Genomic DNA, 23,419 nt, shown 5'->3' with positions numbered 1-23,419 from the left:
CGCTCTTTATTATTCAGTTTCCAGAAAACTAACGCCACCCTACTCTAGGCCCATCCGACGAACCTACAGGACAACGTCATGAGCCAGATTTCCAGCCAGACCCACGCCATCTCGATCAACCCAGCCACCGGCGAGCAGATCGGGCATTACGCGTTTGAATCCGCCGCTGCCCTTGATGCGGCGCTGACTCGCGCTGCCTTTGCTTTTGGCAAGTGGAAGCGCAAGCCGCTGCAGGATCGTTCGCGTCTTTTGACCGCACTCGCCGGCGCGCTGCGTGAAACCTCAGAAGCGATGGCAACCATGATCACCCGGGAAATGGGCAAGCCGATCGCCCAGGCCCGTGGCGAAATCGAGAAATGCGCCAAGCTCTGCGAGTGGTACGCGGAACATGGCCCGGCCATGCTCGACGCCGAAGCCACTCAGGTTGAAGGCGGCAAGGCGCGTATCGAATACCGTCCGCTGGGGCCGATTCTGGCGGTGATGCCGTGGAATTTCCCGATCTGGCAAGTGCTGCGCGGCGCGGTGCCGACGTTGATCGCTGGCAACACTTACGTGCTCAAGCATGCGCCAAACGTGATGGGCAGCGCTTACCTGCTGCGCGATGCGTTTGTTCGCGCCGGTTTCCCCGAGGGCGTGTTTGAAGTGATCAACGTCACCCCGGAAGGCGTTTCCAGCGCCATCGCCGATTCGCGCATCGCCGCTGTGACCCTGACTGGCAGCGTCCGCGCCGGCATGGCCATCGGCGCTCAGGCCGGTGCGGCATTGAAGAAATGCGTGCTGGAACTCGGCGGCTCCGATCCGTTCATCGTGCTCAACGATGCTGATCTGGATGAGGCGGTGCACGCGGCGGTGGTCGGTCGTTATCAGAACTCCGGCCAGGTTTGCGCGGCTGCCAAGCGTCTGATCATCGAACAAGGCGTGGTCGAGGAATTCACCCGCAAGTTCGTTGAAGCGACACGCCAGTTGAAGATGGGCGATCCGCTGAATGCGGACACCTATATCGGGCCGATGGCGCGCTTCGATCTGCGTGATGAATTGGATCAGCAAGTGCGTGACACGTTGGAGGAAGGCGCGACGCTGCTGCTCGGCGGCAGCAAGGTTGAGGGTTCGGGCAACTACTATGAGCCGACGGTACTGGCCGATGTCACCGACCGCATGACTTCGTTCAAGCAAGAGCTGTTTGGCCCGGTCGCTTCGATTATCACCGCCCGCGATTGCGCACACGCCGTGGCCTTGGCCAACGACAGCGATTTCGGCCTGACCGCCACGATCTACACCGCCAACGTCGCGCTGGCCGAGCAACTGACCAGCGAACTGGAAACCGGCGGCGTGTTCATCAACGGCTACTCGGCGAGCGATCCTCGTGTGACCTTCGGCGGCGTGAAGAAGAGCGGCTTCGGTCGTGAGCTGTCGCACTTTGGCGTACGGGAATTCTGCAACGCGCAGACCGTATGGCTGGATCGTAAATAAGCCGGGTGCTGTAAAACCTGTGGGAGCGAGCCTGCTCGCGAAAGCGTCCTGTCAGTCACTGCTGCATCGACTGACACACCTCTTCGCGAGCAGGCTCGCTCCCACAGGGGCACGGTTGCGCAGATGATTTGGGGCACGACTCCCACATGCTCTGCTTCGATTTACAGATACTTCAACCAACTGATGTCCCGGCGCCGCGCTTTCAGTGCCGAAAACCAGCGCACTGCCGGGAACAGCACCACGGCAAGAACCACCGCCGCCAGCCACACCGCCGTCACCGTCGAAAAGCCGAAATAGCTGCCCTGATTCAGGCCGAACAGCGCCACGCCAATCAGGTACAACACCTTCAACGCATACAGATGCAGCAGATAGAAAAACATCGGCGCCGAGCCGAACACCGTCAGCCAGCCAATCCAGCGGCGACTCTGCACACGCTCAAAGGCGAGCAACAGCAACAGCCCTAAGCTCACAGTCAGCGCGAGAAACAGCAGCGATGGCGGGTATTTGGTGATGTTGAAAAAGCTCATCAGTGTCTGCACCAGCGAATCGCTGATCGCCCACGGTTTTTCGCCGTAGCCATTGATCAAGCGCAGCACCACAAAGCCCAGCAATCCAGCGGCCCCGGCAATCAGCAAACGACGCTGACGCTCCGCCGCGTCCATGCCGCGAGCAAACCACGGCCCCAGCGCATAGCCCAGGCCGATTACACCAATCCACGGCAGCAGCGGGTACGAGGTGCGCAGGCGCAGGGTTTCGCTGATCTCGATCCAACCTCGATCATGCAGAATCGCCCAAGGCACATGCATCGCCGACTCAACCGGGAAATGCACCGCGTCGAGCAGGTTGTGCCCGGCGATGATCGCCACGCTCAGCGTCAGCAGCAGCGCACGTGGCAACCAGACCAGCAGCGCCAGCGCAATCATGCTCAGGCCGATCGCCCAGATCACTTGCAGGTAGATCACGCTCGGCGGCAACTGGAAGGTCCAGGCGAAGTTGACCAAAGTGAATTCCAGCGCCACCAGGAACAATCCGCGCTTGAACAGAAACGCGCTGACATCGGCTTTGCCGGCGTATTTTTCGCCGTAGAGCCATGCCGACAAACCGGTCAGCAAGACGAACACCGGCGCACACAGATGCGCCAATGTGCGGCTGAAAAACAACGCCGGCTCGGTGCTGGCGATGTCCATCGGATCGGAGACCTGTCGGTGCAAGAGAAAGGTTTCACGTACGTGATCGAGCAGCATGAACAGGATCACCAGGCCTCTGAGCGCATCAATGGATAGCAGCCGGCCAGTCGTCAACGGGGCAGAACGGGGAAGCACAGGGGGCATGGGTCTTTCGCAATCGAGAGGAATAACACCGGACAGCCACAACGCCGCCCGCAAATTTCGCGTTACCTTATAACACCAGAAAAACAAAACCCAAACATGCACCATCAAAGTTGCCCATCAGCGCCAGCCTTCTATAGTGAACAGGTCCGCCCTGCCCTTGAGCGCTGTCCATGGTCAATACCGAACACCTGATCATCTGCGAGCACTGTGATTGTGTGTACGAGAAAGTCGTGCTCGGCAAACACCAGAAAACCCTGTGCGTACGCTGCGGTGGCGTGCTGCAGCGCTTCAACGGCCTGACCATCGAGCAGCGTCTGGCGCTGACGTTCACGGCCGCGATGCTGTGGCTGTTCGCCAATTTCTACCCGGTGATGAGCATCAGCCTCAAAGGCATGAAAAACAGCGCAACCCTGTGGGATTCGGTGCTCGCGCTGAGCCAGGGACCGATCACCTTTATCGCCATGGTCGCGGCGATCGCAATCATCATCGCCCCGGCATTTCAACTAGTGTTGCTGGTCTGGGTGTTGAGTTTCGCCCTCGGCATGAGGCGGGCACCGGGGTTCAATCTGTGCATGCGCTGGCTGGAAACCCTGCGCCCGTGGAGCATGCTCGAGGTGTGCCTGCTGGGCGCGATGGTCGCGGTGTTCAAACTCGCCGGCCTGCTCGATGTGCTGCCGGGAATCGGCCTGTTCGCCCTGGCGGTGCTGAGCCTGATGATGATCCGCATTGCCGGCCGTGACATCCGCGAACTCTGGGACATTTTATGAAGCGTCCACCGACCGCCAGCGAACTCAACCTGTGCCTGTGCCACAGCTGTGGCCTGGCCTGTGACATGACCGACGAGCCACACGAATGCCCACGCTGTGATGCGCCGTTGCATCGGCGCAAGACCAATTCGCTGACGCGCACCTGGGCGTACATGATCGCCGCGCTGGCGTTTTATGTTCCCGCCAATCTGCTGCCGGTGATGAATACGGTGATGCTCGGCAACGGCGCCGACAGCACGATCATGAGTGGCGTGCTGGAGTTCTGGGAGGCCGGAGCGTGGGACATCGCCCTGATCATTTTCATCGCCAGCATCGCGGTGCCGGGGGTCAAGTTCGTCGCCCTGACTTTGCTGCTGGTCACCGTGCAGCGCAACAGCGATTGGGCGCGCAGGGAGCGTTCGAAGCTGTACCGCTTCGTCGAACTGATCGGCTACTGGTCGATGCTCGATGTGCTGGTGGTCGCGCTGGTCGCGGCGCTGGTGAAGTTCCAGGCGCTGGGCGATATCGAGCCACGACCGGGCATCCTGTTCTTCGGCCTGGTCGTGGTGTTCACCATGCTCGCGGCGATGAGTTTCGACCCACGCCTGATCTGGGACAGGGACACCAGCGACACGGTCAGCGACGCAGCGTCTGGAGCAGCACCTGCAACGGATGGCGCAGCGCCTGATCCGACTGGCGCTTGACCTGGCTGCGGCAGGAGTAGCCGGTCGCCAACGCCTCGCCCTGCTCCGCCGGAGCCTGCACCTGGCGCGCCCACGACTGCTCGTAAATGACGGCTGAGGTCTGGCGATTGCGTGCTTCGTGGCCGTAAGTACCGGACATGCCGCAGCAACCGGTAGCCTGCGTGGCCAGCTTCAGACCGGCACGTTCGAAGACCTGTTCCCACTGGCGGGTCGCGGCCGGCGCGTTGGTTTTCTCCGTGCAATGGGCGAGCAGACGGAACGCTTTGGGCTGAGCCTCAGGCGTCTGCTCCGGCATGACCTTGAGTAACCATTCCTGCACCAGCGCTACTTCTGGGCACTCATTCAGGCCCGGTACTTTCAGGTATTCCTGGCGATAGACCAGAGTCATCGCCGGATCCAGCCCCAGCAGCGGCACGCCGGTCTGCGCCAGCGCCTGCAACTGCTCAGCGTTACGCAACGCCGCGCGATTGAACGCCGAGAGAAAGCCCTGCACGTGCAGCGGTTTGCCGTTGGCGCTGAACGGCGCGAGATAGACCTGATAACCCAGGCGCGAAATCAGCTCGACCAGATCAGCCAGCAGCGGCGCTTCGAAGTAGCGGGTGAAGGCGTCCTGCACGATGACCACGCTGCGTTCGCGCTGCCCTCGGGTTAGCGCCGACAGCGTTGCAACCGTTGCTGGCTGCACCTGCCAACGGCGCATCGCCGCGTGGAAATCGAAACGGCTGAGCAGCGGCACATCGACCATGCCACCGATCCGCGCCAGCGCGCCACGCACCCAGCCAGCACCCATCAGACCGTTATAAAGCGCCGGTACCCTCGCCATGTATGGAATGGTGTATTCCAGCGAGGCAATCAGATAGTCCCGCGCCGGACGCAGATAACGACTGTGATACAGCTCGAGAAAACGCGAGCGAAATTCCGGCACGTTGACCTTCACCGGGCACTGCCCCGCGCAGGATTTGCAGGCCAGGCAACCGGCCATGGCGTCGTACACCTCATGGGAAAAATCCGCCGATGGATCGCGACTGTTGCGCCAGCGCTGCCACAGCGTGCTGAAAAACGCCGGTTTTCGGATTGCGTCCGAGAGCACATCGACGCCCGCCTCGCCCTGCAACCGCAGCCATTCGCGAATCAGCGAAGCGCGGCCCTTGGGCGATTGCGCGCGTTCGCGGGTGGCTTTCCACGACGGGCACATGGCGTCATCGGGATCGAAGTTGTAGCAGGCGCCGTTGCCATTGCAGTGCATGGCCGCGCCGTAGCTTTGCCAGACTTTTTCGTCGATCTGCCGATCCAGCTCGCCGCGCAGGGTCACTTCGTCGATCTTCAGCAGTGCTGCGCCGCTGTTGGCCGGCGTAGCGATTTTGCCCGGGTTGAACTGGTTGAATGGGTCGAACGCGGCTTTCAAGGCTTGCAGCGCCGGGTACAACTCGCCGAAGAATGCCGGCGCGTATTCCGAACGCAGGCCCTTGCCATGCTCGCCCCAGAGCAGGCCGCCGTAGCGCTGGGTCAGCGCCGCTACGCCATCGGACACCGGGCGTACCAGGGCCGCTTGCTGCGGGTCTTTCATGTCGAGGATCGGCCGCACGTGCAGTACGCCGGCGTCGACATGGCCGAACATGCCGTACTGCAAGCCGTGGCTGTCGAGCAGGTCGCGCAGTTCGGCGATGTATTCGGCCAAATGCTGCGGCGGCACGGCGGTGTCTTCAACGAACGGCTGTGGGCGGGCTTCACCGGCGACGTTGCCGAGCAGGCCCACCGCCCGTTTGCGCATGCCATAGACCTTGTTCACCGCTGCCTGACCAACCGCCAGCGTATGGCCCAGGCGCTCCACGGTGCGGTCGTTTTGCAGATGTTCGAGGAACGCTTCGACGCGGCGTTGCAGATCTTCGGGATCGTCACCGCAGAACTCGACCAGGTTGATGCCCAGAGTCGGCCGCTCAGCGTTTTCCGGAAAATATTCGGCAACGCCGTGCCAGACGATGTCCTGCATCGCCAACAGCAAGACTTTGGAGTCGACGGTTTCAATCGACAACGGCTTGAGCGCCATCAACGCCCGCGCATCACGCAAGGCATCCATGAACCCGGCGTAGCGGATATTCACCAGCATCGTGTGCTTGGGAATCGGCAGTACGTTGAGCCGCGCTTCGACGACGAAGCCCAGCGAGCCCTCAGCGCCGCAGAGCACGCTGTTGAGGTTGAAACGCTGATCGGCCTCGCGCAGATGCGCCAGGTCATAACCGGTCAGGCAGCGGTTGAGATCGGGAAAGCGTGCCTTGATCAGCTCGCCCTGTTCATCAATGATCTGCCGCGCACAACGATAGACTTCGCCGACGCGATCATCGCGGGCGCACTGCGCTGCAAGCTCATCCTCGGCCAGCGGCAGACCGCGCAAACGCTCGCCGCCGCGCAGGATCATTTCAAGTTCCAGCACATGGTCGCGGGTCTTGCCGTAGGTGCAACTGCCCTGGCCGCTGGCGTCGGTGTTGATCATGCCGCCGACCGTGGCGCGATTGGAGGTCGACAGTTCCGGAGCAAAAAACAGCCCGGCGGATTTCAGCGCGGCGTTGAGCTGGTCCTTGACCACCCCGGCCTGCACGCGCACCCAGCGTTGTTCAACATTGATTTCCAGAATGCGATTCATGTGCCGCGACAGGTCGACGACGATGCCGTCCGTCAGCGATTGACCGTTGGTGCCGGTACCACCGCCTCGCGGGGTGATCACCACTTTCTCGTACGCTGGTTCGGCAATCAGCCGCGCCACCCGTGCCACATCGTCCGCATCCAGCGGAAACACCGCCGCTTGCGGCAAGCGCTGATAGATCGAGTTGTCGGTCGCGAGCACCACGCGGCTGGCGTAACCAGCGCTGATTTCACCGCGAAAGCCGCTGTCTTTCAGGGCGGCGAGGAATTGTTGGTAATCGCCGGTCAGGGCTTTGGCAGGCGACAGCTGGGCAATCATCGGTCGGGTCATCTCGGTCAAATCGGGCTGTGTGGCGGTGAACAGTTGTGCGCAACGAATGATTGCGTCAGGCTCCGCCATCTGATTGCGCCCATGTTCATTGCTGGCCAGCCCTGGAACAAGCGTAATTTCGACCCGCTATCGATGAGTTTTACGAATGAATCCGCGCACCCTCACACCGTCCATGTCGCTGCTGCTGGCTTTCGAGGCCGCCGCTCGCCACGAGAGCTACACCCGCGCCGCCCATGAACTGTCACTGACGCAGAGCGCGGTCAGCCGCCAGGTGCAGATTCTCGAGAAGATGCTCGGCATGCGCTTGTTCAGCCGTGAAGGCCGGCAGGTGGTGCTGACGGATGTCGGGCGCATGTATCAGCGCGAGCTCAGCGAAGCCCTCGGACAGATTCGCAGCGCGACTTTGCAGGCGATGGCGTTTGGTTCGGGCATTCACAGTTTGCGCCTGGCGACGCTGCCGACCTTCGGTTCGAAATGGCTGCTGCCAAGGCTGAAGGATTTCTACACGGCGCACCCGGGCATGACCGTGCACCTGCATTCGCGGATCGAAACCATCGATTTCGACACCAGCGAAATCGACGCGGCCATCTGCGTCGGCGGCGGTGAGTGGCCAGGCCTGACCGCCCTGCCCCTGCACACCGAAGAATTGGTGGCGATTGCCAGCGCGCAGCTGTCGGCGACTGAACGCAATGAGGCCGAGCGGCACATGGCCGGGCAGTTGTTGCTCAACGTCAGCAGCAATGCCCAGGCGTGGGCGGAATGGTTCAGCCATCACCAACTGCCGCATCGCAGCATGCGGATCGGGCCGAGCTTCGAAATGACCTCGCACTTGATTCAGGCAGTACGCGCCAATATCGGCGTCGGCCTGGTGCCGCGTATTCTGGTCGAGGAGGAATTGCTCAAGGGCGAATTGCTGCAACTGGGCGAGCCGATTACCAGCCGACGCAGCTATTACCTGGTGTACCCGCCGCGTAATGAGAATCTGCCTTCGTTGAAGGCGTTCAGGGATTGGCTGGTTCATACCCTCTGAAGGATCGCGTCGCGGCCATTCGCGAGCAGGCTCGCTCCCACAGTTGCCATGCATTTACATGTGAGAGCGAGCCTGCTCGCGAAGAGGCCAGTCGCAACGACCTCAAAACCTCGGCTTGACCGCCCGCCAATCCGCCTTGTACCGCTGCATCTGCCGCACATCATCGCGCTGGCGAATGCCGCACGTCAGGTACTGGTCATGCAGCTTGGCCAGTTGCTCATGGTCCAGTTCCAACCCCAGCCCCGGGGCACGGGTGATCTTCACGCAGCCATCGACAATCGGCAGCTTGCCGCCCTTGATCACTTCCTCGTCCGGCTCCTGCCACGGGTAGTGGGTGTCGCAGGCGTAATCCAGATTCGGCACTGCCGCCGCAACGTGCGCCATGGCCATCAGGCTGATGCCCAAGTGCGAATTGGAATGCATCGACACGCCGAGGCCGAACACGTCGCACATTTTCGCCAGTGTCTGCGTATCCCGCAGGCCACCCCAGTAATGGTGGTCGGCGAGGACGATTTGCACGCTGTTCTGCGCAACGCTGCGGCGGAACTCGTCGAAATCAGTGACGACCATATTGGTCGCCAAGGGCAGACCGGTGCGCTTGTGCAGTTCAGCCATGCCATCAAGGCCCGGGGTCGGGTCTTCGTAATACTGCAGATCGTCGCCGAGCAGTTCGGCCATGCGAATTGCCGTCTCCAGTGACCAATTGCCGTTCGGGTCGATGCGCAGCGGAAAACCCGGAAAGGCTTTTTTCAGGGCCTTGATGCAAGCCACTTCATGCTCCGGCGGCAAGGTGCCGGCCTTGAGCTTGATGCTCTTGAATCCGTACGCTTCGATCATCCGCGCTGCCTGCGCGACAATCTGCTGCTCGCTCAGCGCCTCGCCCCAGTCGTCTGGCTTGTAGGGCGAGTCGATATGTTCGGCGTATTTGAAAAACAGGTAAGCGCTGAACGGCACTTCATCGCGGATCGCCCCGCCGAGCAGGTCCACCAGCGGCACGTTCAGGTAGTGCGCCTGCAAATCAAGAAACGCTACTTCGAATGCCGAGTAGGCATTGCTCACCGCTTTGCTGGCGTGGGAACCGGGGGCCAGTTCGGCGCCAGCGACGCTGGCGGGTTTATTCGCCGCCACGGTGGCCTGCACGATCGTGCGCAATTGATTGAGGTTGAACGGGTCGAGGCCGATCAACTGGCTCTGCAATTGTTGCTGGATCGCCAGCGCCGGGGCATCGCCGTAGCTTTCGCCGAGGCCGATGTAGCCGTTGTCACTTTCAATCTCGATGATCGAGCGCAGAGCAAAAGGTTCGTGGATGCCACTGGCGTTGAGCAGTGGCGGATCGCGGAAGGCAATCGGGGTGACGCTGACACGGGTGATTTTCAAGATAACGCTCCTGACAGATCAACAATCGATTCAGTGGCTCGCAGCCGGACGAGCCGGCGCTACAACGGCGGCTTCGTCACTTGGCTTTGCCGGGGTTTTACCTTTGGCGCCAGGCGCCGTGCGGGCGAAGAAGATCACCACGGCGGCGATCAGCGATGTCGCCGCCAGGCCATACAGGCCGCCCTCGATGGAGCCGGTGGTTTGTTCAAGGATGCCGAACGCGGTCGGCGCGACGAAGCCGCCAAGGTTGCCGATGGAGTTGATCAGCGCGATCACCGCCGCAGCGATACGCGCGTCCAGATAGCTTTGCGGAATCGGCCAGAACAGCGCCGACGCTGCTTTGAAACCGATAGCGGCGAAGCAGATGGCGACGAAGGCAAACACCGGCCCGCCAGTGGTCGACATGAACATACCGACCGCCGCGATCACCAGGGTCAGCGCGACCCAGGCCTGCTGGAATTTCCATTTGCCGGCCATCGCTGCGAAGCCATAAATGGCGACAATCGAAATGATCCACGGAATCGAATTGAGCAGCCCGACCTGGAAATCTCCGAGGTTACCCATCTTCTTGATCATGCTCGGCAACCAGAACGTCGCGCCGTAAATGGTCAAGGCAATGGAAAAATAGATGAAGCAGAACAGCGCGATCTGTCGGTCAGCCAACAGCTTGAACATCGACGGCTTGGCGACTTGTACCGCTTCGCGAGCGCGCTGCTCCTCGGCAATCGCCGCGACCAGTGCGTCTCGCTCTTCCTCGCTCAGCCACTTGGCTTGGCGCGGGTGCGATTGCAGCCAGAACCAGACGAATGCGCACAACACCACCGAAGCCGCGCCCTCGATCAGAAACATCCACTGCCAACCGTGCATGCCCAATCCGCTGATATGCAACAGCGCACCGGACACCGGGCCGGAAATCACCGAGGCAATCGCTGAGCCGCTGAGAAACACCGCCATGGTTTTGCCGCGCTCGGACGCTGGCAGCCATTGGGTGAAGTAATAAATGATCCCCGGGAAAAACCCGGCCTCGGCCGCACCGAGAATAAAGCGCAGCACGTAGAAACTGGTTTCACCTTGAACAAACGCCATGGCCATGGCTGCGGCGCCCCAAGTGAACATGATCCGCGTCAGCCAGACCCGCGCGCCGTAGCGCTGCAACAGCATGTTGGACGGCACTTCGAACAGTGCGTAACCGATGAAAAACAGCCCGGCGCCCAGTCCGTACGCCGCTGCGCCGATACCCAGATCGGTTTCCAGATGGCTGCGCACGAAACCGATATTCACCCGATCGATGTAATTGACGATGAACATCACCACAAATAGCGGCAGCACGTGGCGTTTGACCTTGGCGGCGGCGCGGGCGAGCACCGTGATGTCCGGCGGACTCTGGAGGGTTTTCAAGGGGCGACTCCCGATCTTGTTTTTTTAGGGATGACTTGAAGCAATGAGCCGATCATGGACGTCGCGCATTGATCCCGTCTAATCTAAACAGGCATTCGATTGATACCCGGATTAGATCAATGTTCGAGCTCACCCAACTGCGCTGTTTCACCACGGTCGCCACCGAACTCAACTTTCGCCGCGCCGCCGAGCGCCTGAACATGACCCAGCCGCCGCTGAGTCGGCAGATTCAGCTGCTGGAGCATCACCTTGGCGTCGAATTGTTTACCCGCAGCACCCGAAGCGTTGCGCTGACGGCGGCGGGCAGGGCGTTTTTCGTTGAAGCGCAGAATCTGCTGGAACGCGCCCAGCAAGCAGCGATCACCGCACGCCGGTTTGCCGAGGGCGACATTGGCTCGGTGAACATCGCGTTCGTCGGCAGCGCGGTATATGAATTTCTGCCCAAGGTGATCGCCGAAGCGCGGCTTAAACAGCCTCAGGTGAAAATCGATCTGGCAGAGATGAATACCTATCAGCAGCACGAGGCATTGCGCGCTCGTCGTATCGACCTGGGCATCGCCCGGGCGCCATTGCAGGAACCGGGCTATGCCACCGAATGCCTGGTGCGCGAACCATTTGTGCTGGCAGTGCCGAGCGGGCATCGGTTGGCCAATGCAGCTGAGGTATCAGTGGCTGATCTGGATAAACAACCGTTCCTGATGTACTCCCATGAAGCCTATCCGCCGTTCAACGAACTGTTGACCGGCACGCTGCGCTCAGCGCGGGTGGCGCCGGATTACGTGCAGTGGCTGGGCTCGTCGCTGACGATTCTGGCGCTGGTCAACGCTGGCATGGGTCTGGCGCTGGTACCGCGTTGCGCGACCAGCGTGGTGTTCAGGAATGTGGTGTTTCGCGAGATCGATCTGGGCGAAGGGGTGCAGAGCGAGCTGCATCTGATCTGGCGGGAGAACAATGACAACCCGGCGTTCGCGATGTTGCTGGAGGCGATTCGCCGGGCGGTGGTGCAGGGTTGGGGCTGAAAATTATTGTGGCAACCTGTATTTGAGCGGAGGCGGAGCGCTCGGGGCTTTGATCAACGGCTCCTCCAGCGGCTTGCCGTCAGGCCCAGTGAACAGGCGTTCGTATTGCTTTGGCATTGGTCGCAGTGCTCTTGCAGTTGTCATGATGAACCCTCTGATACCGGGCTGAATTCAACCCACTTAACTTGCGCGGAATCTATCAGCAAAATTTCGGCACCAAAAGGCGTCGACTTGCCATCGTCATTAACCCAACGTGGATTCTGCATCACGAACTGCCCACAACTGGATTCGGACGGCCACTCGACAGGCCAGCCAAACACGCGCCTCTCGTCATGTAAATGCAGGGTTATGAACCGGTCGAACTGGGCGAAAGCGCAGAACCATTCACTAGGGAAAGAAGATTGTTTCGTGACGTTTCGCTTACGTAACCAGCCGTGCAATTTGTCACTCGTAGCCAGGTAACAGGCAAACAATCCCAGCATCAGCGAAAACACAAATGCCCAGAGCGTTTGCGCCCGATCATCCCAGTTTCCTAATGAAAAACCCTTCGAGCCAATCCACAAACAGAGGTTGCCCACCGCCAACACCGCGCCCTGAATCACAAATGTGAATATCAGCGCCTGCACGATCTGGCCGAACGTATCCGGTCGCTTGAATGCCGTAAGTGAATAGAAGATCCAGGTCGATAGAAAACCTGGGATTAGATACTGCAACAGCGGAATGATGTCCTTGACCAGATCATCCATGATCCGAGACTCCTTTCAGTCATGCCGATCCCGTCACGGACCGACATTCAAAGCCTAGTCAAGGATCCTGCTGCGCCTCGCGGGCAACTGTCACAGCTCATTGCGAGCGTTTGGCGGGAGTCTCTATCCAATGAAAAAAGGCAGACACCGAACTTCGGTGTCTGCCTTTTTTGAGATCCGGGCGCCCGGTTACAGGCAGTCACGCACCGATTGGCGCAGCGATCCGGACTTGGCCCAAGGCGGCCCCTGATAGAGGGACACTTTGCTGCCGTCCTTGTATTTGACGATATCGAGAATCTCATCCGCCGTGATAATGCTCGGCGCGGTAATCCGGTAGCCGTTGGAAATCGACGTCTGCGAAGTCTTGGCCACGTCCTTCTGCCACAGCGGTAACAAACACGCGGCATATTCCTTGGGAGGCTTGTCACTGGTCTTGCTGAGGTTTGGCTCGCCCGGCACCAGCGATGCTGGTAACGAGCAACCCGTCAACAGGGCCAGTGCCAAAGTGCCGATCCATACGCGCATGCTGTTTACCTGTTCCGAAAAAACGTGAATGTACCGTTTAACGGCGTGCACATCCATCGTGGCACCCCGCCGTTACCGGGGTTTGGACAATTTTTTACATCGGTTCAGCCGGGCGTCAGATGGCCTGGCCCCAGGTGGAAAAATGCGACTACTCTTTTCTACCGAGAATGTTCTGGAGGTGATCATGCGGCTCAATGAATACGAACACGAACTTCAACGGGATTTGCAAAGCGTGGCGTCGGACCTGAGATGGTCGGCGGTCGACCTCAAGCGCATTGCCGAACAATTGCGCAAATCAGGTAACGAGGCAGACGCCCAGACTGTGTTGCGATCTTGCACAATCCTGCAAAACGACGAGGAGAGATTGCAGATCTATGCCAGGGAGGTAAAAGCCCGGACCATCAGCCGAATCAAGGTGCACTGACTCCTGATCCAAACAAGAAGCCCCGGTCGAAACCGGGGCTCTTTCGTTATAACGCGTCAACTCACGTTCTGGCTTTGCACCCGCTTGGCGCGTTGCTTGTAACCAGGAAGCGCCGCCGCATAGGCCATCGCTTCCTCCCTGCTGGTGAATGACGCCAACCGGTCACCCTGAGTGCAAACCCGCCATGGGCCGTTGTTCACGCTAAGCACGTCATAACCGTTCATGTGCAGCTTGTTCAGCATTGGAATGCTCATGAGCACCTCCATTTTGTCAACGGTGTTTTCGGTGTACGGGCTTACCTTACACCCGCTCCCCGCTGCGGTGTAAACCGGATTCGCCCTGGCACATGTCAATTCACTGGCACTTTTTGCTACGCAAATGGCTCCGAATCAAGAGGGAACCTTTAAATCCGCTTGCGGCTCGAATATTGCAGATTGATTACAGTTTTATGACACGCATCAACAGGGCAATCATGAAAGTACGCGCCACCGTCATTTGCGAGCAGGATCGCCATATCCTCCTGGTACGCAAACCCCGCCATCACTGGTCATTACCCGGGGGCAAAGTCGAACCCGGGGAAACCCGTGCGGCGGCAGCCGTGCGCGAGTTGCAGGAGGAAACCGGGCTCAATGCGGAGGACGTCCTGTACCTGATGGATTTTCAGGCGGGCAGTACGCGGCATCATGTGTACGAGGCTTCGGTGGTCAACCTCGACGATGTGCGCCCGCAGAACGAAATCGTCGATTGCATCTGGTACCCGCTCGATGCCGTGCACAATCTTGAAACCAATGACGCGACACGGCGCATCGTGCAGGCCTTTCAACGGCGTTTATAACGATCAGCCGGCGAACGCCCGGCGACCGGCGCTGATTTCCGTTCGCAACTCACCGATGAAATCGGAAATATCGCGAATCGTCACCAGATGCTCGGGAGAAACGCCGTCAAGCAACAACTCGACACGCCCACTGCCCGGCTCATACACCTTGATCCGCAACAGACCTTGTCCGGTCGGTGTGCAATCACACTTGAACGTGGGGAAGCCTGACTCGACGATCCGGCAAATATCGGCAATGGCAAGCATGGACGGGCGCCTCGCAGGCGGAGAATCGATCCTTCGAGCATAGACCCACGGTGTGTTTACTGCCCGCTCGAGAATGCCAAGCCGATCACAACTCACTCATGCCATTCAATGCGCGTCGTGATCCCAGATCCAGTTCCACATTCCGGGCAGATTCACCGGCTCAGCGCTTTGCTGAACCGTACGCGCCAACGCAGCTTTTTCCAGTGCGGCCTGATTGTCGTAGAACGGCTTGTCCGCCAGTCTGACCCCGGTCGCCGCCGCGCTATCGAGCAGAATCTGCAGATATTCGCGAGTGTGGCGCGCGGTGTAGCGATTGAGGTCATGGAACGTCACCACGACCGGAATTACGCCATCCACCGTCGGCAATTGACCCTCGGCGATGCGCTCGCGCACTTCCGATAACTGCCGCAGCATGTTCGCCCGACGCCGAGGGCTGGCGTTGAAGCCCCAGATCTTGCCGTCGTTGGCACTCAGGTCCGTGAGCAAGACATGCAAGCCGTGTTTTTGATAGGCCGCAAATGTGCGCTTGTCGTAGTTCCAGAACGGTGGGCGCAACAGCTTGGGCTGCGCCCCGGTGATAGCGGCGATGTCAGCGCTGCCATCGGTCAGCGACTGCTCCAGTTCTTGCGGGTCGAGCGAGCGATGGTTGGTGTGCCAATGAGTCGCGGTGTGGAAAGCGAGAATATGCCCCTCGCCGTGTTCACGCCGCATCAGGCTGCGACCGATCTCGCTATTGCCTGCCCTGGGTGCTCGGGTCTGCACGAAAAACACGGCTTTGATATTTGCCTGCAGCGGATTGCTTTTGAGGCTGTCGAGCACCGCCGCCGTGGGATTCCACAACCCTGAAGCGCTGGGGCCATCGTCGAACGTCAGGAGAAAACGTACGGGGGCTTGGGCCATCAGGCGCGTTTCGGTTTGCGTGGTCATTTCAATCGGCGCGGCGATGCAGCCGGCCAGACCGAGCGCGATGAGCGCAGCACAAAGAAGTTTGCATCCGGATGTCATGTCTTGCCCTGAGGCCGCGGCCGTCGTGTTGTCGAATGGCAAACCTCCATCGCCTTTGTCCATCCCTGCGCGGCTATCCGCGAGCGCAGGTTGGATAAGGTACACAGGGTTTGGTTCCGGTGCTGCTTTCAGTGCGTCATCGGCCGGCACATTGTCAGGTCCGACTAGACTCAAATTTCCTCAAGGAGATTTCAGCCATGTGCGGAAGACTCACGCAGTACCGTGGGATTCACGATTTCGTTGCGGTGCTGAGCATCCCCGATGCGTTGATCAATCACGTTGGCGATGCGCCGCTCAATCGCTACAACGCAGCGCCCACCACTACGCTGGCGGTTCTGCACCAGCACGAACAGGCCATTCATGCCGATAATTTGCGTTGGGGCTGGCGGCCGCATTGGGCCAAGGATCGTGCCCCGCCTATCAACGCTCGGGTAGAGAAAGTCGCCCACGGCGCGTTCTTCCGGGCGATCTGGCGGCAGCGGCTGATCGTGCCGGTCGACAATTGGTTTGAATGGGTTGATAGCGAAGAAAAATCCCGACAGCCCTGGTTGATTCGTCGGGCGGATCAGGCTCCGGTCTTCTGTGCCGGTATCGGCCAATTTCCGGCACCGGGGGTTGCGCCGAGGGAGGACGACGGGTTCGTCATCATCACCGCTGACAGCCTGGGCGGCCTGCTCGATATTCACGACCGCCGCCCGGTGGTCTTCGATTCGGCGCGAGCTCGGGAATGGCTTGATCCGGCTACGCCAGTGGAGCGCGCCGAGCAGATGCTGCTGTTTGAAGGCGAGCCCAGTGAGGCCTTCGAATGGTACAAAGTCGGCAAAGCGGTCGGCAATACGCGTAATCAAGGTGCGCAATTGATAGAACGAGTCGACTAAATAATCCGTCCATCCTTGCGTTAATCAAGCAACGCCGCAACTGAGTCCCCTGCGTTACAAAAAGTGTTTCAACCGCGATACAACGCCCGTAAAACAGCCGTTTGAGCGAATCAACCGCCTGTCAGACATTTCGACAGTCATACATACATTTTCCCGCGCTGCGGATAGCATGCGCGCCGCCTTTCCGATTGGTATACCAGTTGACCAAAGAGTCAAAGAAATCAGGAATCCATCAACAACTTTCAAGCCTTGCAGAGAAATAAGTGAGCGACGATTTTGCAATCAAACAGGTCAGCGGCCTGAAGTGTGTCCATCTGTCCAAGACAGAACGCCTGGAACTCGACTGTTTTATCGGCCATTACATCAAGACCCGAAACCTGCACAGCGTGCCCGATATCGAACGCACCCTGCGCAGCACCCTCGAGGGTTATCCCGGCCATCCGCCGGTGATGGTCAATGAGCTCAATGCGTGGATCGATCGAACGTTGGGGTATCGCGCGACCTACCCGGACTTCACGCAGCTGGCAGACCTCTGAAACGCGAAGAGCCCCGCTGCTGCGGGGCTCTTCGTATGGGTTGTTCAAGGTTTCAGCGGACGCTCCTGATCGCGGTCCGACAACTCGCGGCTGTCATCGTGCTTCCAGGTTTTTTCCTGCCTCTTTTGCCGCTCGATTTCTTCTTCTGTTGGCTCATCATCTTCCGCACGCGTTTGCTCAGTTGCCATGTGCACCTCACCTCAGAACAGTTGATGATCGTTAAAGGGTAGAACACTTTTGCGCGCCCGAATTCACCAAGGAATTTTGTCCCGCGCGGCGTACCATAGCGCCATCCACCCTTACGTCAGGAAGACGCCATGCTCTACCGAATCGCCGCCGACGGGCTGGTGCTGTTTCACTTGTGTTTCATCTTGTTCGTACTGTTCGGCGGGCTGCTGGTGCTGCGCTGGCCACGTTTGATGTGGTTGCACTTGCCGGCGGCCGCATGGGGCGTGGCGGTCGAGGTATTGCACCTGACCTGTCCGTTGACCTACTGGGAAAACCTCATGCGCCACGCGGCCGGGCAGACCGAATACGCCGGCGGCTTCATTGAGCATTACATCTGGCCGATCATCTACCCGGCCGGTCTGACGCCGCAGATTCAACTGGCCCTCGGCAGCGTGGTACTGGCGGTCAACCTGTTGGTGTACGCACGACTGCTGCGCTCGTGGAAACTGCGCCGCGCCCGGCGCATTCCGTTTTAACGCGAGGCCGGTTTCAACGTTTCCAGCCACTGCGGATCGAAGCGTGGCTGGTCAGAATCAAGGCCCTGCGCCTGCATCCGCGCCTTGTGCTGTTCGACTTCATCACGCAGTTGTCCATGATCGCTGGAGTTGCCGTCCAGCTCATGCATCTGCAGCAGTCCCACGTGGTAGAAACGCAACACCTTCATCGCCGTCGGATCGTTGGTCTGCACCGCCGCTGTTACCTGATGCATCACATTGGTGATGCTCATCAGATTGCGCTTGAGGCGCCAGCTGTACACCGCCGGGGCCATCCAGGTCTGATGCCAGAAACGCCCGCGCAACAGCGCCGCCGTCAGCAGAAACGCCACGAATACGCCGCCGACATTGAAACGCAGGTTATCCCCGTCGGGTTCACCGAACACTGCCACCGCAACCGACGAAAACAGCATGGCCAGCAGCAGAAACAGCACGGCGATGATGATCGTGCTGCGGCGGGTCTGCTGACGAAAGGTAGCGGGGTCCATCGGCTGAATCTCGAACATCGAAAATGACTTCCTTGAGTGGCAAAACGCGCAACGGAAAAAACTCGCCAGCGCATTATCGCATCGCACCGGGTTTTAGCTATGCTGGGGCTCCTTTTCATCTTTTCAAAGTCCAACGGGACATGGCGGTATAACGCAGATCGTGCCATCTTCATTCATGGATACACACTATTCGGATGCCATCCGCTGCGTTGTGGATGACATCGTTTTAAGGATCACTGCATGACCCAACGACACGTAATCAATGCCTCGGTCAGCCCGAAAGGCAGTCTGGAAACCCTTTCTCAACGTGAAGTTCAGCAACTGAGCGAAGCCGGATCCGGCAGCACCTATACCCTCTTCCGCCAGTGCGCCCTGGCCATCCTCAACACCGGCGCGCATGTCGACAATGCCAAGACCATCCTCGAAGCCTACAAGGACTTCGAAATCCGTATTCACCAGCAGGATCGCGGTGTACGCCTGGAGCTGCTGAACGCTCCGGCTGACGCGTTCGTCGACGGCGAGATGATCGCCAGCACCCGCGAAATGCTCTTCAGCGCCCTGCGCGATATTGTCTACACCGAGAACGAACTCGACAGCCAGCGCATCGACCTGAGCAATTCCCAAGGCATCAGCGACTACGTGTTCCATCTGCTGCGCAACGCGCGCACCCTGCGCCCGGGCGTCGAGCCGAAAATCGTGGTGTGCTGGGGCGGCCACTCGATCAATACCGAAGAATACAAATACACCAAGAAAGTCGGCCACGAACTGGGCCTGCGCAGCCTCGACATCTGCACCGGTTGCGGCCCTGGCGTGATGAAAGGCCCGATGAAAGGCGCAACCATTGCCCATGCCAAACAACGCATTCACGGCGGTCGCTACCTCGGCCTGACCGAGCCAGGCATCATCGCCGCCGAAGCGCCGAACCCGATCGTCAATGAGCTGGTGATCCTGCCGGACATCGAAAAGCGTCTGGAAGCCTTCGTCCGTGTCGGCCACGGCATCATCATTTTCCCGGGCGGCGCCGGTACGGCCGAAGAGTTCCTGTACCTGCTCGGCATCCTGATGCACCCGGACAACGCAGGCCTGCCCTTCCCGGTCATCCTCACCGGGCCGAAGCATGCCGCGCCGTATCTGGAACAGCTGGATGCGTTCGTCATCGCGACCCTCGGCGAAGCGGCGAAGCAGCATTACGAGATCATCATCGACGACCCGGCCGAAGTGGCGCGGCAGATGACTCAAGGCCTGAAAGCGGTGAAGCAGTTCCGCCGCGAGCGTAACGATGCGTTCCATTTCAATTGGCTGTTGAAGATCGATGAGGGCTTCCAGCGTCCGTTCGATCCGACCCACGAAAACATGGCCAACCTGAAACTGCATCGCGACCAGCCACCCCATGAACTGGCCGCCAATCTGCGTCGGGCGTTTTCCGGGATCGTCGCCGGTAACGTCAAGGACAAGGGCATTCGCCTGATCGAAGAGCACGGGCCGTATCAGATCCGTGGCGATGCGGCGATCATGCAGCCGCTTGATGCACTGCTCAAAGCCTTCGTCGCCCAGCACCGGATGAAGTTGCCAGGTGGCGCGGCGTATGTGCCGTGCTATCGCGTCGTCGCGTAATTTCAAGTCGTAACGCACACCCAATGTGGGAGCTGACTTGCCAGCGATAGCGGTCTTTCATTCAACAGAGACGTTGAATCAGATGACGCTTTTCGCGAGCAAGCTCGCTCCCACAGGATTTGTGGTGTGGCGCAAATTGTAGTCACAACCTCAATCCCCCTGTGGGAGCGAGCCTGCTCGCGAAGAAGCCCGAAAGAACACTTCAATCTTTCGAGCTATCCACCAACCGCCGAGCCAACGCTTTAGCCTGCGCAGCGACGTCCGTCACTGCCGTACTCTCCCACCACATCCCGCGCAACGGCGGGCCCATGGCAAACAACCGAGCGCTCACCTGCCCTTCGGCATCCACCACTGCGCCGTCCTTTGCTGTGATCCCCAGCGCCAGCGGCCCCGGCTGTACCAGCCCCCGCGCCAGCAATTGCTGCGGCAACGGTCGTGCAACACGCCGCCAGTCGTATTCAATGCCGCTGGAATTGATCAGCGCCGCACCGCTGACCACGCCTGTTTCAGTCTCACCCCGCGGACGGATGCGAATGGTCACAGCATCGCCCGCGCCGGGCTCAATGCCCTTGAAAGACGCGGCGTGAATGCGCAAGCGCCCTTGCTTGTGCAGCCGTTCGATCAACTCGGCGCTCAGTGGCGGCGAACGATGGTGATGACTCTCCCACCATGGCCGTACATGCCGTACGAATTGTCGACGCTGCACGTCAGTCGACTGACTCCACAACCGCGCGATGTGCGCGCGAACCGTATCCAGCGGCGCCTGCCAGTCGATGCCTTGGGCGACTGCGTCGCGACAATGTCGACGCAACTCGCGCAGCAACTGGCGGGGCGTACGAATGTTGTGATCTGCTGCCAGAAAATCCACCCACGCCGGCGGTTGACGGCGCACGTGCGGCAGCAGGCCATGCCGGGAGAACACCTCAATCGGCCCGCGATGCCCGGCCTGCTCCAGCGACACCACGGCATCGACCATGGTCAGACCGGAGCCGATGATCAGCACGGTGGACTGCGGGTCGAGTTCGCGCATGGCCGCCACATCCCAGGGATCGAGCGCTGCGGCGTTAAGGCCACTGGACTGCGTCTGCGGCGTGCGAGCGGCGGGAAACATGCCGGTGGCCAGCACTGCCTGCGCTCCACGCAAAACCTTGCCATCGCTCAGGGTGAGCTGCATTGAGCCGGTCCCGCTTTGCAAGTCAACGGCTTCAGCACAGATGTGTTCTACGCTCGAACCTTGCAGCGCGCCCACCGCCCGGGCCTCAGCCAGACGCTGTTGCACATAGACCCCGAACAGGCCACGCGGCGGAAACAGCTCACTGACCGGCACGTCCTGCTCAGCCGATTCCGGCCAGCCGCCGCCGGCAATATGCGCGGTCAGCCACTGCGTCAGATCATCAGGATTATCCGGGTCGACGCTCATCCGCGCCGCGTTGCCGTTCAGCGTATGTCCCAACTCAACTGCGCTGTAAGCCTCACCACGACCCAGTTCAGCACGCGGCTCGATGATCGCAATTCTTCGTTGCCCAGGCAGGCGTAACAATTGCACCGCCAGCATGGTGCCACTGAGGCCGCCGCCGATGATCAGGATGTCCGCAGGCTGCTCCATTCAGATCACCACATTACGCACGAACCGCGCAGCCACATCGCCATCGTTGCGGTAGGCATGCGGTTGATTGCTGGCGAACATGAAAAACTCTCCTTTATTGATGTGCTGCGCCTGATCGCCGAGCATCAGTGTCAGGCATCCTTCAAATACGTAAATCTGCTCGCTCCAGCCATCGGCGTCCGGTTGCGACGGGTAGACCTCGCCCGGTTGCAGACACCATTCCCATTGTTCGACTTCGCGGCTCGCGGTGGCTTTGGACAGTAGCACGGCTCTGCTGCCGGGAATCGTGCCCGCCCAGGCAACCTCATTGATCCGGCTCGGGTCGCGCGCATCGTGCGCCTGGATCAGATCACTGAAGGCAACGTCAAGCGCTTCGGCGACGCGATCAAGCGTGGTCAGGCTGACATTCTTTTCGCCTGCCTCGATTGCTACCAGCATCCGTCGGCTCACCCCGGATTTTTCCGCCAGTGCGGTCTGGCTCATATCCGCAGCATGGCGCAAGCGTCGAACGTTCTGGCTGACGTGTTGCAGAACGGAGGCTCGCTGAGTCAAATCTTTGTGCACTATATTGCTCACTCAGTGGGGTTGGGCAGTATACTGCGCAACGTTGGCGGCATTGTGCGGCCTCCCTTTTAATGTGCGCAAGGTCATGATGTCGCCAAACAATTCTGCGTCCCCAATCCGCTTCTCCCGCTTCAGCAAAGCCGAGTGCGTGCTGGTGCTGATCACCATGATCTGGGGCGGCACGTTTCTGATTGTGCAACATGCCATGACGGTCAGTGGCCCGATGTTTTTCGTCGGCTTGCGCTTCGCCGCAGCGGCGGCGATCGTGGCGATGTTTTCCTGGCGGCACCTGCGCGAGTTGACCTTGTTCGAAGTCAAGGCAGGGTCGTTCATCGGTGTAGCGATCATGCTTGGTTATGGCTTGCAGACGGTCGGGCTGCAAAGCATTCCGAGCAGTCAGTCGGCGTTCATTACCGCGCTGTACGTGCCGTTTGTGCCGCTGCTGCAATGGCTGGTGCTGGGACGGCGTCCGGGGTTGATGCCAACTATCGGGATCATGCTGGCGTTTACCGGTTTGATGTTGTTGTCGGGTCCCTCAGGGGCGGCGCTGAATTTCAGTCCCGGAGAAATTGCGACATTGATCAGCGCCGTTGCGATTGCTGCTGAAATCATTTTGATCAGCACTTTCGCCGGGCAGGTGGATGTGCGGCGAGTGACTGTGGTGCAACTGGCGGTGACGGCGGTGTTGTCATTCTTGCTGGTGGTGCCGACCGGTGAAGTGATTCCGGAGTTTTCCTGGTTGTTGCTGGTGACGGCTTTGGGCCTGGGCGCGGCGAGTGCGGCGATTCAGGTAGCGATGAACTGGGCACAGAAGAGTGTTTCGCCGACTCGGGCGACGTTGATCTATGCCGGTGAACCGGTGTGGGCCGGGATTGTCGGACGGATTGCCGGGGAGCGCTTGCCGGCAATTGCGCTGGTTGGGGCCGGGTTGATTGTTGCGGCGGTGATTATCAGTGAGCTGAAGACCAAGGGAAGGTCCACCGAGGCAGAAGCTGAGCTGGAGCGGGAAACGCAGGGGTGACCCGCAATCTCTTCTGGCTGCTCGCGAAAGCGCCGCACCATCGTTGCCCCTGAAACAGCGCCAAACACAAATTTCCAGACTACTTTGTAGGATTCTGAGACATCCTCGCGTTTGGTGATCAGGGAGCTGGCACGTATGATGCTTCACAAACTTCCGCAGATTA

The 23,419-nt window shown here is 59.9% G+C and carries 25 protein-coding genes; 12 read left to right on the top strand and 13 right to left on the bottom strand.

What is annotated here, in order from left to right; all coding sequences use genetic code 11:
- Nucleotides 1-78: 78 nt before the first annotated feature.
- A complete protein-coding gene (locus D8U82_RS06755) occupies nucleotides 79-1,470 on the top strand; it encodes an aldehyde dehydrogenase family protein (RefSeq protein WP_130901923.1) in 1,392 nt (463 codons plus the stop codon).
- Between the two features lie 161 nt (nucleotides 1,471-1,631).
- Here the strand turns inward: D8U82_RS06755 and D8U82_RS06750 are convergent, their stop codons facing one another.
- Nucleotides 1,632-2,801, bottom strand: coding sequence for a DUF1624 domain-containing protein (locus D8U82_RS06750; protein WP_130901922.1), 1,170 nt, complete (start codon nucleotides 2,799-2,801; stop codon nucleotides 1,632-1,634).
- 170 nt (nucleotides 2,802-2,971) lie between these two features.
- Between D8U82_RS06750 and D8U82_RS06745 the strand changes: the two genes are divergently transcribed.
- Both D8U82_RS06745 and D8U82_RS06740 read left to right on the top strand, forming a co-directional pair.
- Nucleotides 2,972-3,568, top strand: a complete 597-nt coding sequence (locus D8U82_RS06745) for a paraquat-inducible protein A (protein WP_122612500.1) — start codon at nucleotides 2,972-2,974, stop codon at nucleotides 3,566-3,568.
- Complete coding sequence (locus D8U82_RS06740; RefSeq protein ID WP_130901921.1) at nucleotides 3,565-4,251, top strand: paraquat-inducible protein A; 687 nt, start codon at nucleotides 3,565-3,567, stop codon at nucleotides 4,249-4,251. Before D8U82_RS06745 ends, D8U82_RS06740 begins: the two co-directional genes overlap by 4 nt.
- Here D8U82_RS06740 and D8U82_RS06735 read toward each other — a convergent pair.
- A complete protein-coding gene (locus D8U82_RS06735) occupies nucleotides 4,184-7,210 on the bottom strand; it encodes an FAD-binding and (Fe-S)-binding domain-containing protein (RefSeq protein WP_130901928.1) in 3,027 nt (1,008 codons plus the stop codon). The two genes, D8U82_RS06740 and D8U82_RS06735, sit on opposite strands and share 68 nt — an antisense overlap.
- Before the next feature lie 157 nt (nucleotides 7,211-7,367).
- On the opposite strand from D8U82_RS06735, the gene D8U82_RS06730 reads away from it, so the two are divergent.
- The gene (locus D8U82_RS06730) at nucleotides 7,368-8,252 is read left to right on the top strand and encodes a LysR substrate-binding domain-containing protein (protein ID WP_130887847.1); all 885 of its coding nucleotides are present in this window, start codon (nucleotides 7,368-7,370) and stop codon (nucleotides 8,250-8,252) included.
- A 102-nt stretch (nucleotides 8,253-8,354) separates the two neighbouring features.
- Here D8U82_RS06730 and D8U82_RS06725 read toward each other — a convergent pair whose 3' ends face one another.
- Entirely contained in the window at nucleotides 8,355-9,629 is a 1,275-nt protein-coding gene (locus D8U82_RS06725) for a glucarate dehydratase family protein (protein ID WP_130901920.1), read from the bottom strand.
- A gap of 30 nt (nucleotides 9,630-9,659) precedes the next feature.
- Entirely contained in the window at nucleotides 9,660-11,027 is a 1,368-nt protein-coding gene (locus D8U82_RS06720; protein WP_130901919.1) for an MFS transporter, read from the bottom strand.
- A gap of 119 nt (nucleotides 11,028-11,146) precedes the next feature.
- On the opposite strand from D8U82_RS06720, the gene D8U82_RS06715 reads away from it, so the two are divergent.
- Entirely contained in the window at nucleotides 11,147-12,046 is a 900-nt protein-coding gene (locus D8U82_RS06715; protein ID WP_016775066.1) for a LysR family transcriptional regulator, read from the top strand.
- Nucleotides 12,047-12,186: 140 nt separating this feature from the next.
- Here D8U82_RS06715 and D8U82_RS06710 read toward each other — a convergent pair whose 3' ends face one another.
- Nucleotides 12,187-12,792 carry a DUF6338 family protein gene (locus D8U82_RS06710; RefSeq protein ID WP_016775068.1) on the bottom strand — a complete coding sequence of 202 codons (606 nt, stop codon included), beginning with the start codon at nucleotides 12,790-12,792 and terminating at the stop codon, nucleotides 12,187-12,189.
- Between the two features lie 189 nt (nucleotides 12,793-12,981).
- Nucleotides 12,982-13,317, bottom strand: a complete 336-nt coding sequence (locus D8U82_RS06705) for a hypothetical protein (RefSeq protein WP_024013232.1) — start codon at nucleotides 13,315-13,317, stop codon at nucleotides 12,982-12,984.
- Nucleotides 13,318-13,501: 184 nt separating this feature from the next.
- On the opposite strand from D8U82_RS06705, the gene D8U82_RS06700 reads away from it, so the two are divergent.
- The gene (locus tag D8U82_RS06700; protein WP_038862200.1) at nucleotides 13,502-13,741 is read left to right on the top strand and encodes a hypothetical protein; all 240 of its coding nucleotides are present in this window, start codon (nucleotides 13,502-13,504) and stop codon (nucleotides 13,739-13,741) included.
- Nucleotides 13,742-13,797: 56 nt separating this feature from the next.
- Here D8U82_RS06700 and D8U82_RS06695 read toward each other — a convergent pair whose 3' ends face one another.
- Nucleotides 13,798-13,995 (bottom strand): hypothetical protein, encoded by a 198-nt coding sequence (locus D8U82_RS06695; protein ID WP_024013234.1) that lies wholly within the window; start codon nucleotides 13,993-13,995, stop codon nucleotides 13,798-13,800.
- A 218-nt stretch (nucleotides 13,996-14,213) separates the two neighbouring features.
- On the opposite strand from D8U82_RS06695, the gene D8U82_RS06690 reads away from it, so the two are divergent.
- Nucleotides 14,214-14,576, top strand: a complete 363-nt coding sequence (locus tag D8U82_RS06690; protein WP_051600742.1) for an NUDIX hydrolase — start codon at nucleotides 14,214-14,216, stop codon at nucleotides 14,574-14,576.
- 3 nt (nucleotides 14,577-14,579) lie between these two features.
- On the opposite strand, the gene D8U82_RS06685 is transcribed toward D8U82_RS06690, so the two are convergent.
- Both D8U82_RS06685 and D8U82_RS06680 read right to left on the bottom strand, forming a co-directional pair.
- Nucleotides 14,580-14,822 (bottom strand): DUF1652 domain-containing protein, encoded by a 243-nt coding sequence (locus D8U82_RS06685; protein ID WP_130901918.1) that lies wholly within the window; start codon nucleotides 14,820-14,822, stop codon nucleotides 14,580-14,582.
- Between the two features lie 105 nt (nucleotides 14,823-14,927).
- Nucleotides 14,928-15,827, bottom strand: coding sequence for a polysaccharide deacetylase family protein (locus D8U82_RS06680; RefSeq protein ID WP_125926964.1), 900 nt, complete (start codon nucleotides 15,825-15,827; stop codon nucleotides 14,928-14,930).
- Nucleotides 15,828-16,024: 197 nt separating this feature from the next.
- Between D8U82_RS06680 and D8U82_RS06675 the strand changes: the two genes are divergently transcribed.
- Both D8U82_RS06675 and D8U82_RS06670 read left to right on the top strand, forming a co-directional pair.
- On the top strand, nucleotides 16,025-16,705 hold the full coding sequence (locus D8U82_RS06675) for an SOS response-associated peptidase (protein ID WP_130901917.1): 681 nt from the start codon (nucleotides 16,025-16,027) through the stop codon (nucleotides 16,703-16,705).
- A 263-nt stretch (nucleotides 16,706-16,968) separates the two neighbouring features.
- On the top strand, nucleotides 16,969-17,241 hold the full coding sequence (locus D8U82_RS06670; RefSeq protein ID WP_016775076.1) for a hypothetical protein: 273 nt from the start codon (nucleotides 16,969-16,971) through the stop codon (nucleotides 17,239-17,241).
- Between the two features lie 44 nt (nucleotides 17,242-17,285).
- On the opposite strand, the gene D8U82_RS28065 is transcribed toward D8U82_RS06670, so the two are convergent.
- Nucleotides 17,286-17,429: a hypothetical protein gene (locus D8U82_RS28065; RefSeq protein WP_024013238.1), complete on the bottom strand. Its 144-nt coding sequence runs from the start codon at nucleotides 17,427-17,429 to the stop codon at nucleotides 17,286-17,288.
- A 129-nt stretch (nucleotides 17,430-17,558) separates the two neighbouring features.
- Here D8U82_RS28065 and D8U82_RS06665 point away from each other — a divergent pair, with 129 nt between their 5' ends.
- Nucleotides 17,559-17,945 (top strand): DUF2784 domain-containing protein, encoded by a 387-nt coding sequence (locus tag D8U82_RS06665; RefSeq protein ID WP_041480792.1) that lies wholly within the window; start codon nucleotides 17,559-17,561, stop codon nucleotides 17,943-17,945.
- Here the strand turns inward: D8U82_RS06665 and D8U82_RS06660 are convergent.
- The gene (locus D8U82_RS06660) at nucleotides 17,942-18,469 is read right to left on the bottom strand and encodes a DUF3087 domain-containing protein (RefSeq protein ID WP_130901916.1); all 528 of its coding nucleotides are present in this window, start codon (nucleotides 18,467-18,469) and stop codon (nucleotides 17,942-17,944) included. The two genes, D8U82_RS06665 and D8U82_RS06660, sit on opposite strands and share 4 nt — an antisense overlap.
- A 222-nt stretch (nucleotides 18,470-18,691) precedes the next feature.
- Here D8U82_RS06660 and ppnN point away from each other — a divergent pair, with 222 nt between their 5' ends.
- Nucleotides 18,692-20,065 carry a nucleotide 5'-monophosphate nucleosidase PpnN gene (gene ppnN, locus D8U82_RS06655; RefSeq protein ID WP_073471165.1) on the top strand — a complete coding sequence of 458 codons (1,374 nt, stop codon included), beginning with the start codon at nucleotides 18,692-18,694 and terminating at the stop codon, nucleotides 20,063-20,065.
- 202 nt (nucleotides 20,066-20,267) lie between these two features.
- Here the strand turns inward: ppnN and D8U82_RS06650 are convergent, their stop codons facing one another.
- Entirely contained in the window at nucleotides 20,268-21,671 is a 1,404-nt protein-coding gene (locus D8U82_RS06650; protein ID WP_130901915.1) for an FAD/NAD(P)-binding protein, read from the bottom strand.
- The gene (locus tag D8U82_RS06645; RefSeq protein WP_024013243.1) at nucleotides 21,672-22,235 is read right to left on the bottom strand and encodes an XRE family transcriptional regulator; all 564 of its coding nucleotides are present in this window, start codon (nucleotides 22,233-22,235) and stop codon (nucleotides 21,672-21,674) included.
- 85 nt (nucleotides 22,236-22,320) lie between these two features.
- Here D8U82_RS06645 and D8U82_RS06640 point away from each other — a divergent pair, with 85 nt between their 5' ends.
- Nucleotides 22,321-23,256: a DMT family transporter gene (locus D8U82_RS06640; protein WP_130888762.1), complete on the top strand. Its 936-nt coding sequence runs from the start codon at nucleotides 22,321-22,323 to the stop codon at nucleotides 23,254-23,256.
- Nucleotides 23,257-23,419: the final 163 nt, after the last annotated feature.

Source organism: Pseudomonas sp. Sample_23 (genome assembly GCF_004307595.1).
Taxonomy (GTDB): domain Bacteria; phylum Pseudomonadota; class Gammaproteobacteria; order Pseudomonadales; family Pseudomonadaceae; genus Aquipseudomonas; species Aquipseudomonas atacamensis.
The sequence above is the reverse complement of the archived record's forward strand: the minus strand, read 5'-3'. Positions and strand labels throughout refer to the sequence as shown.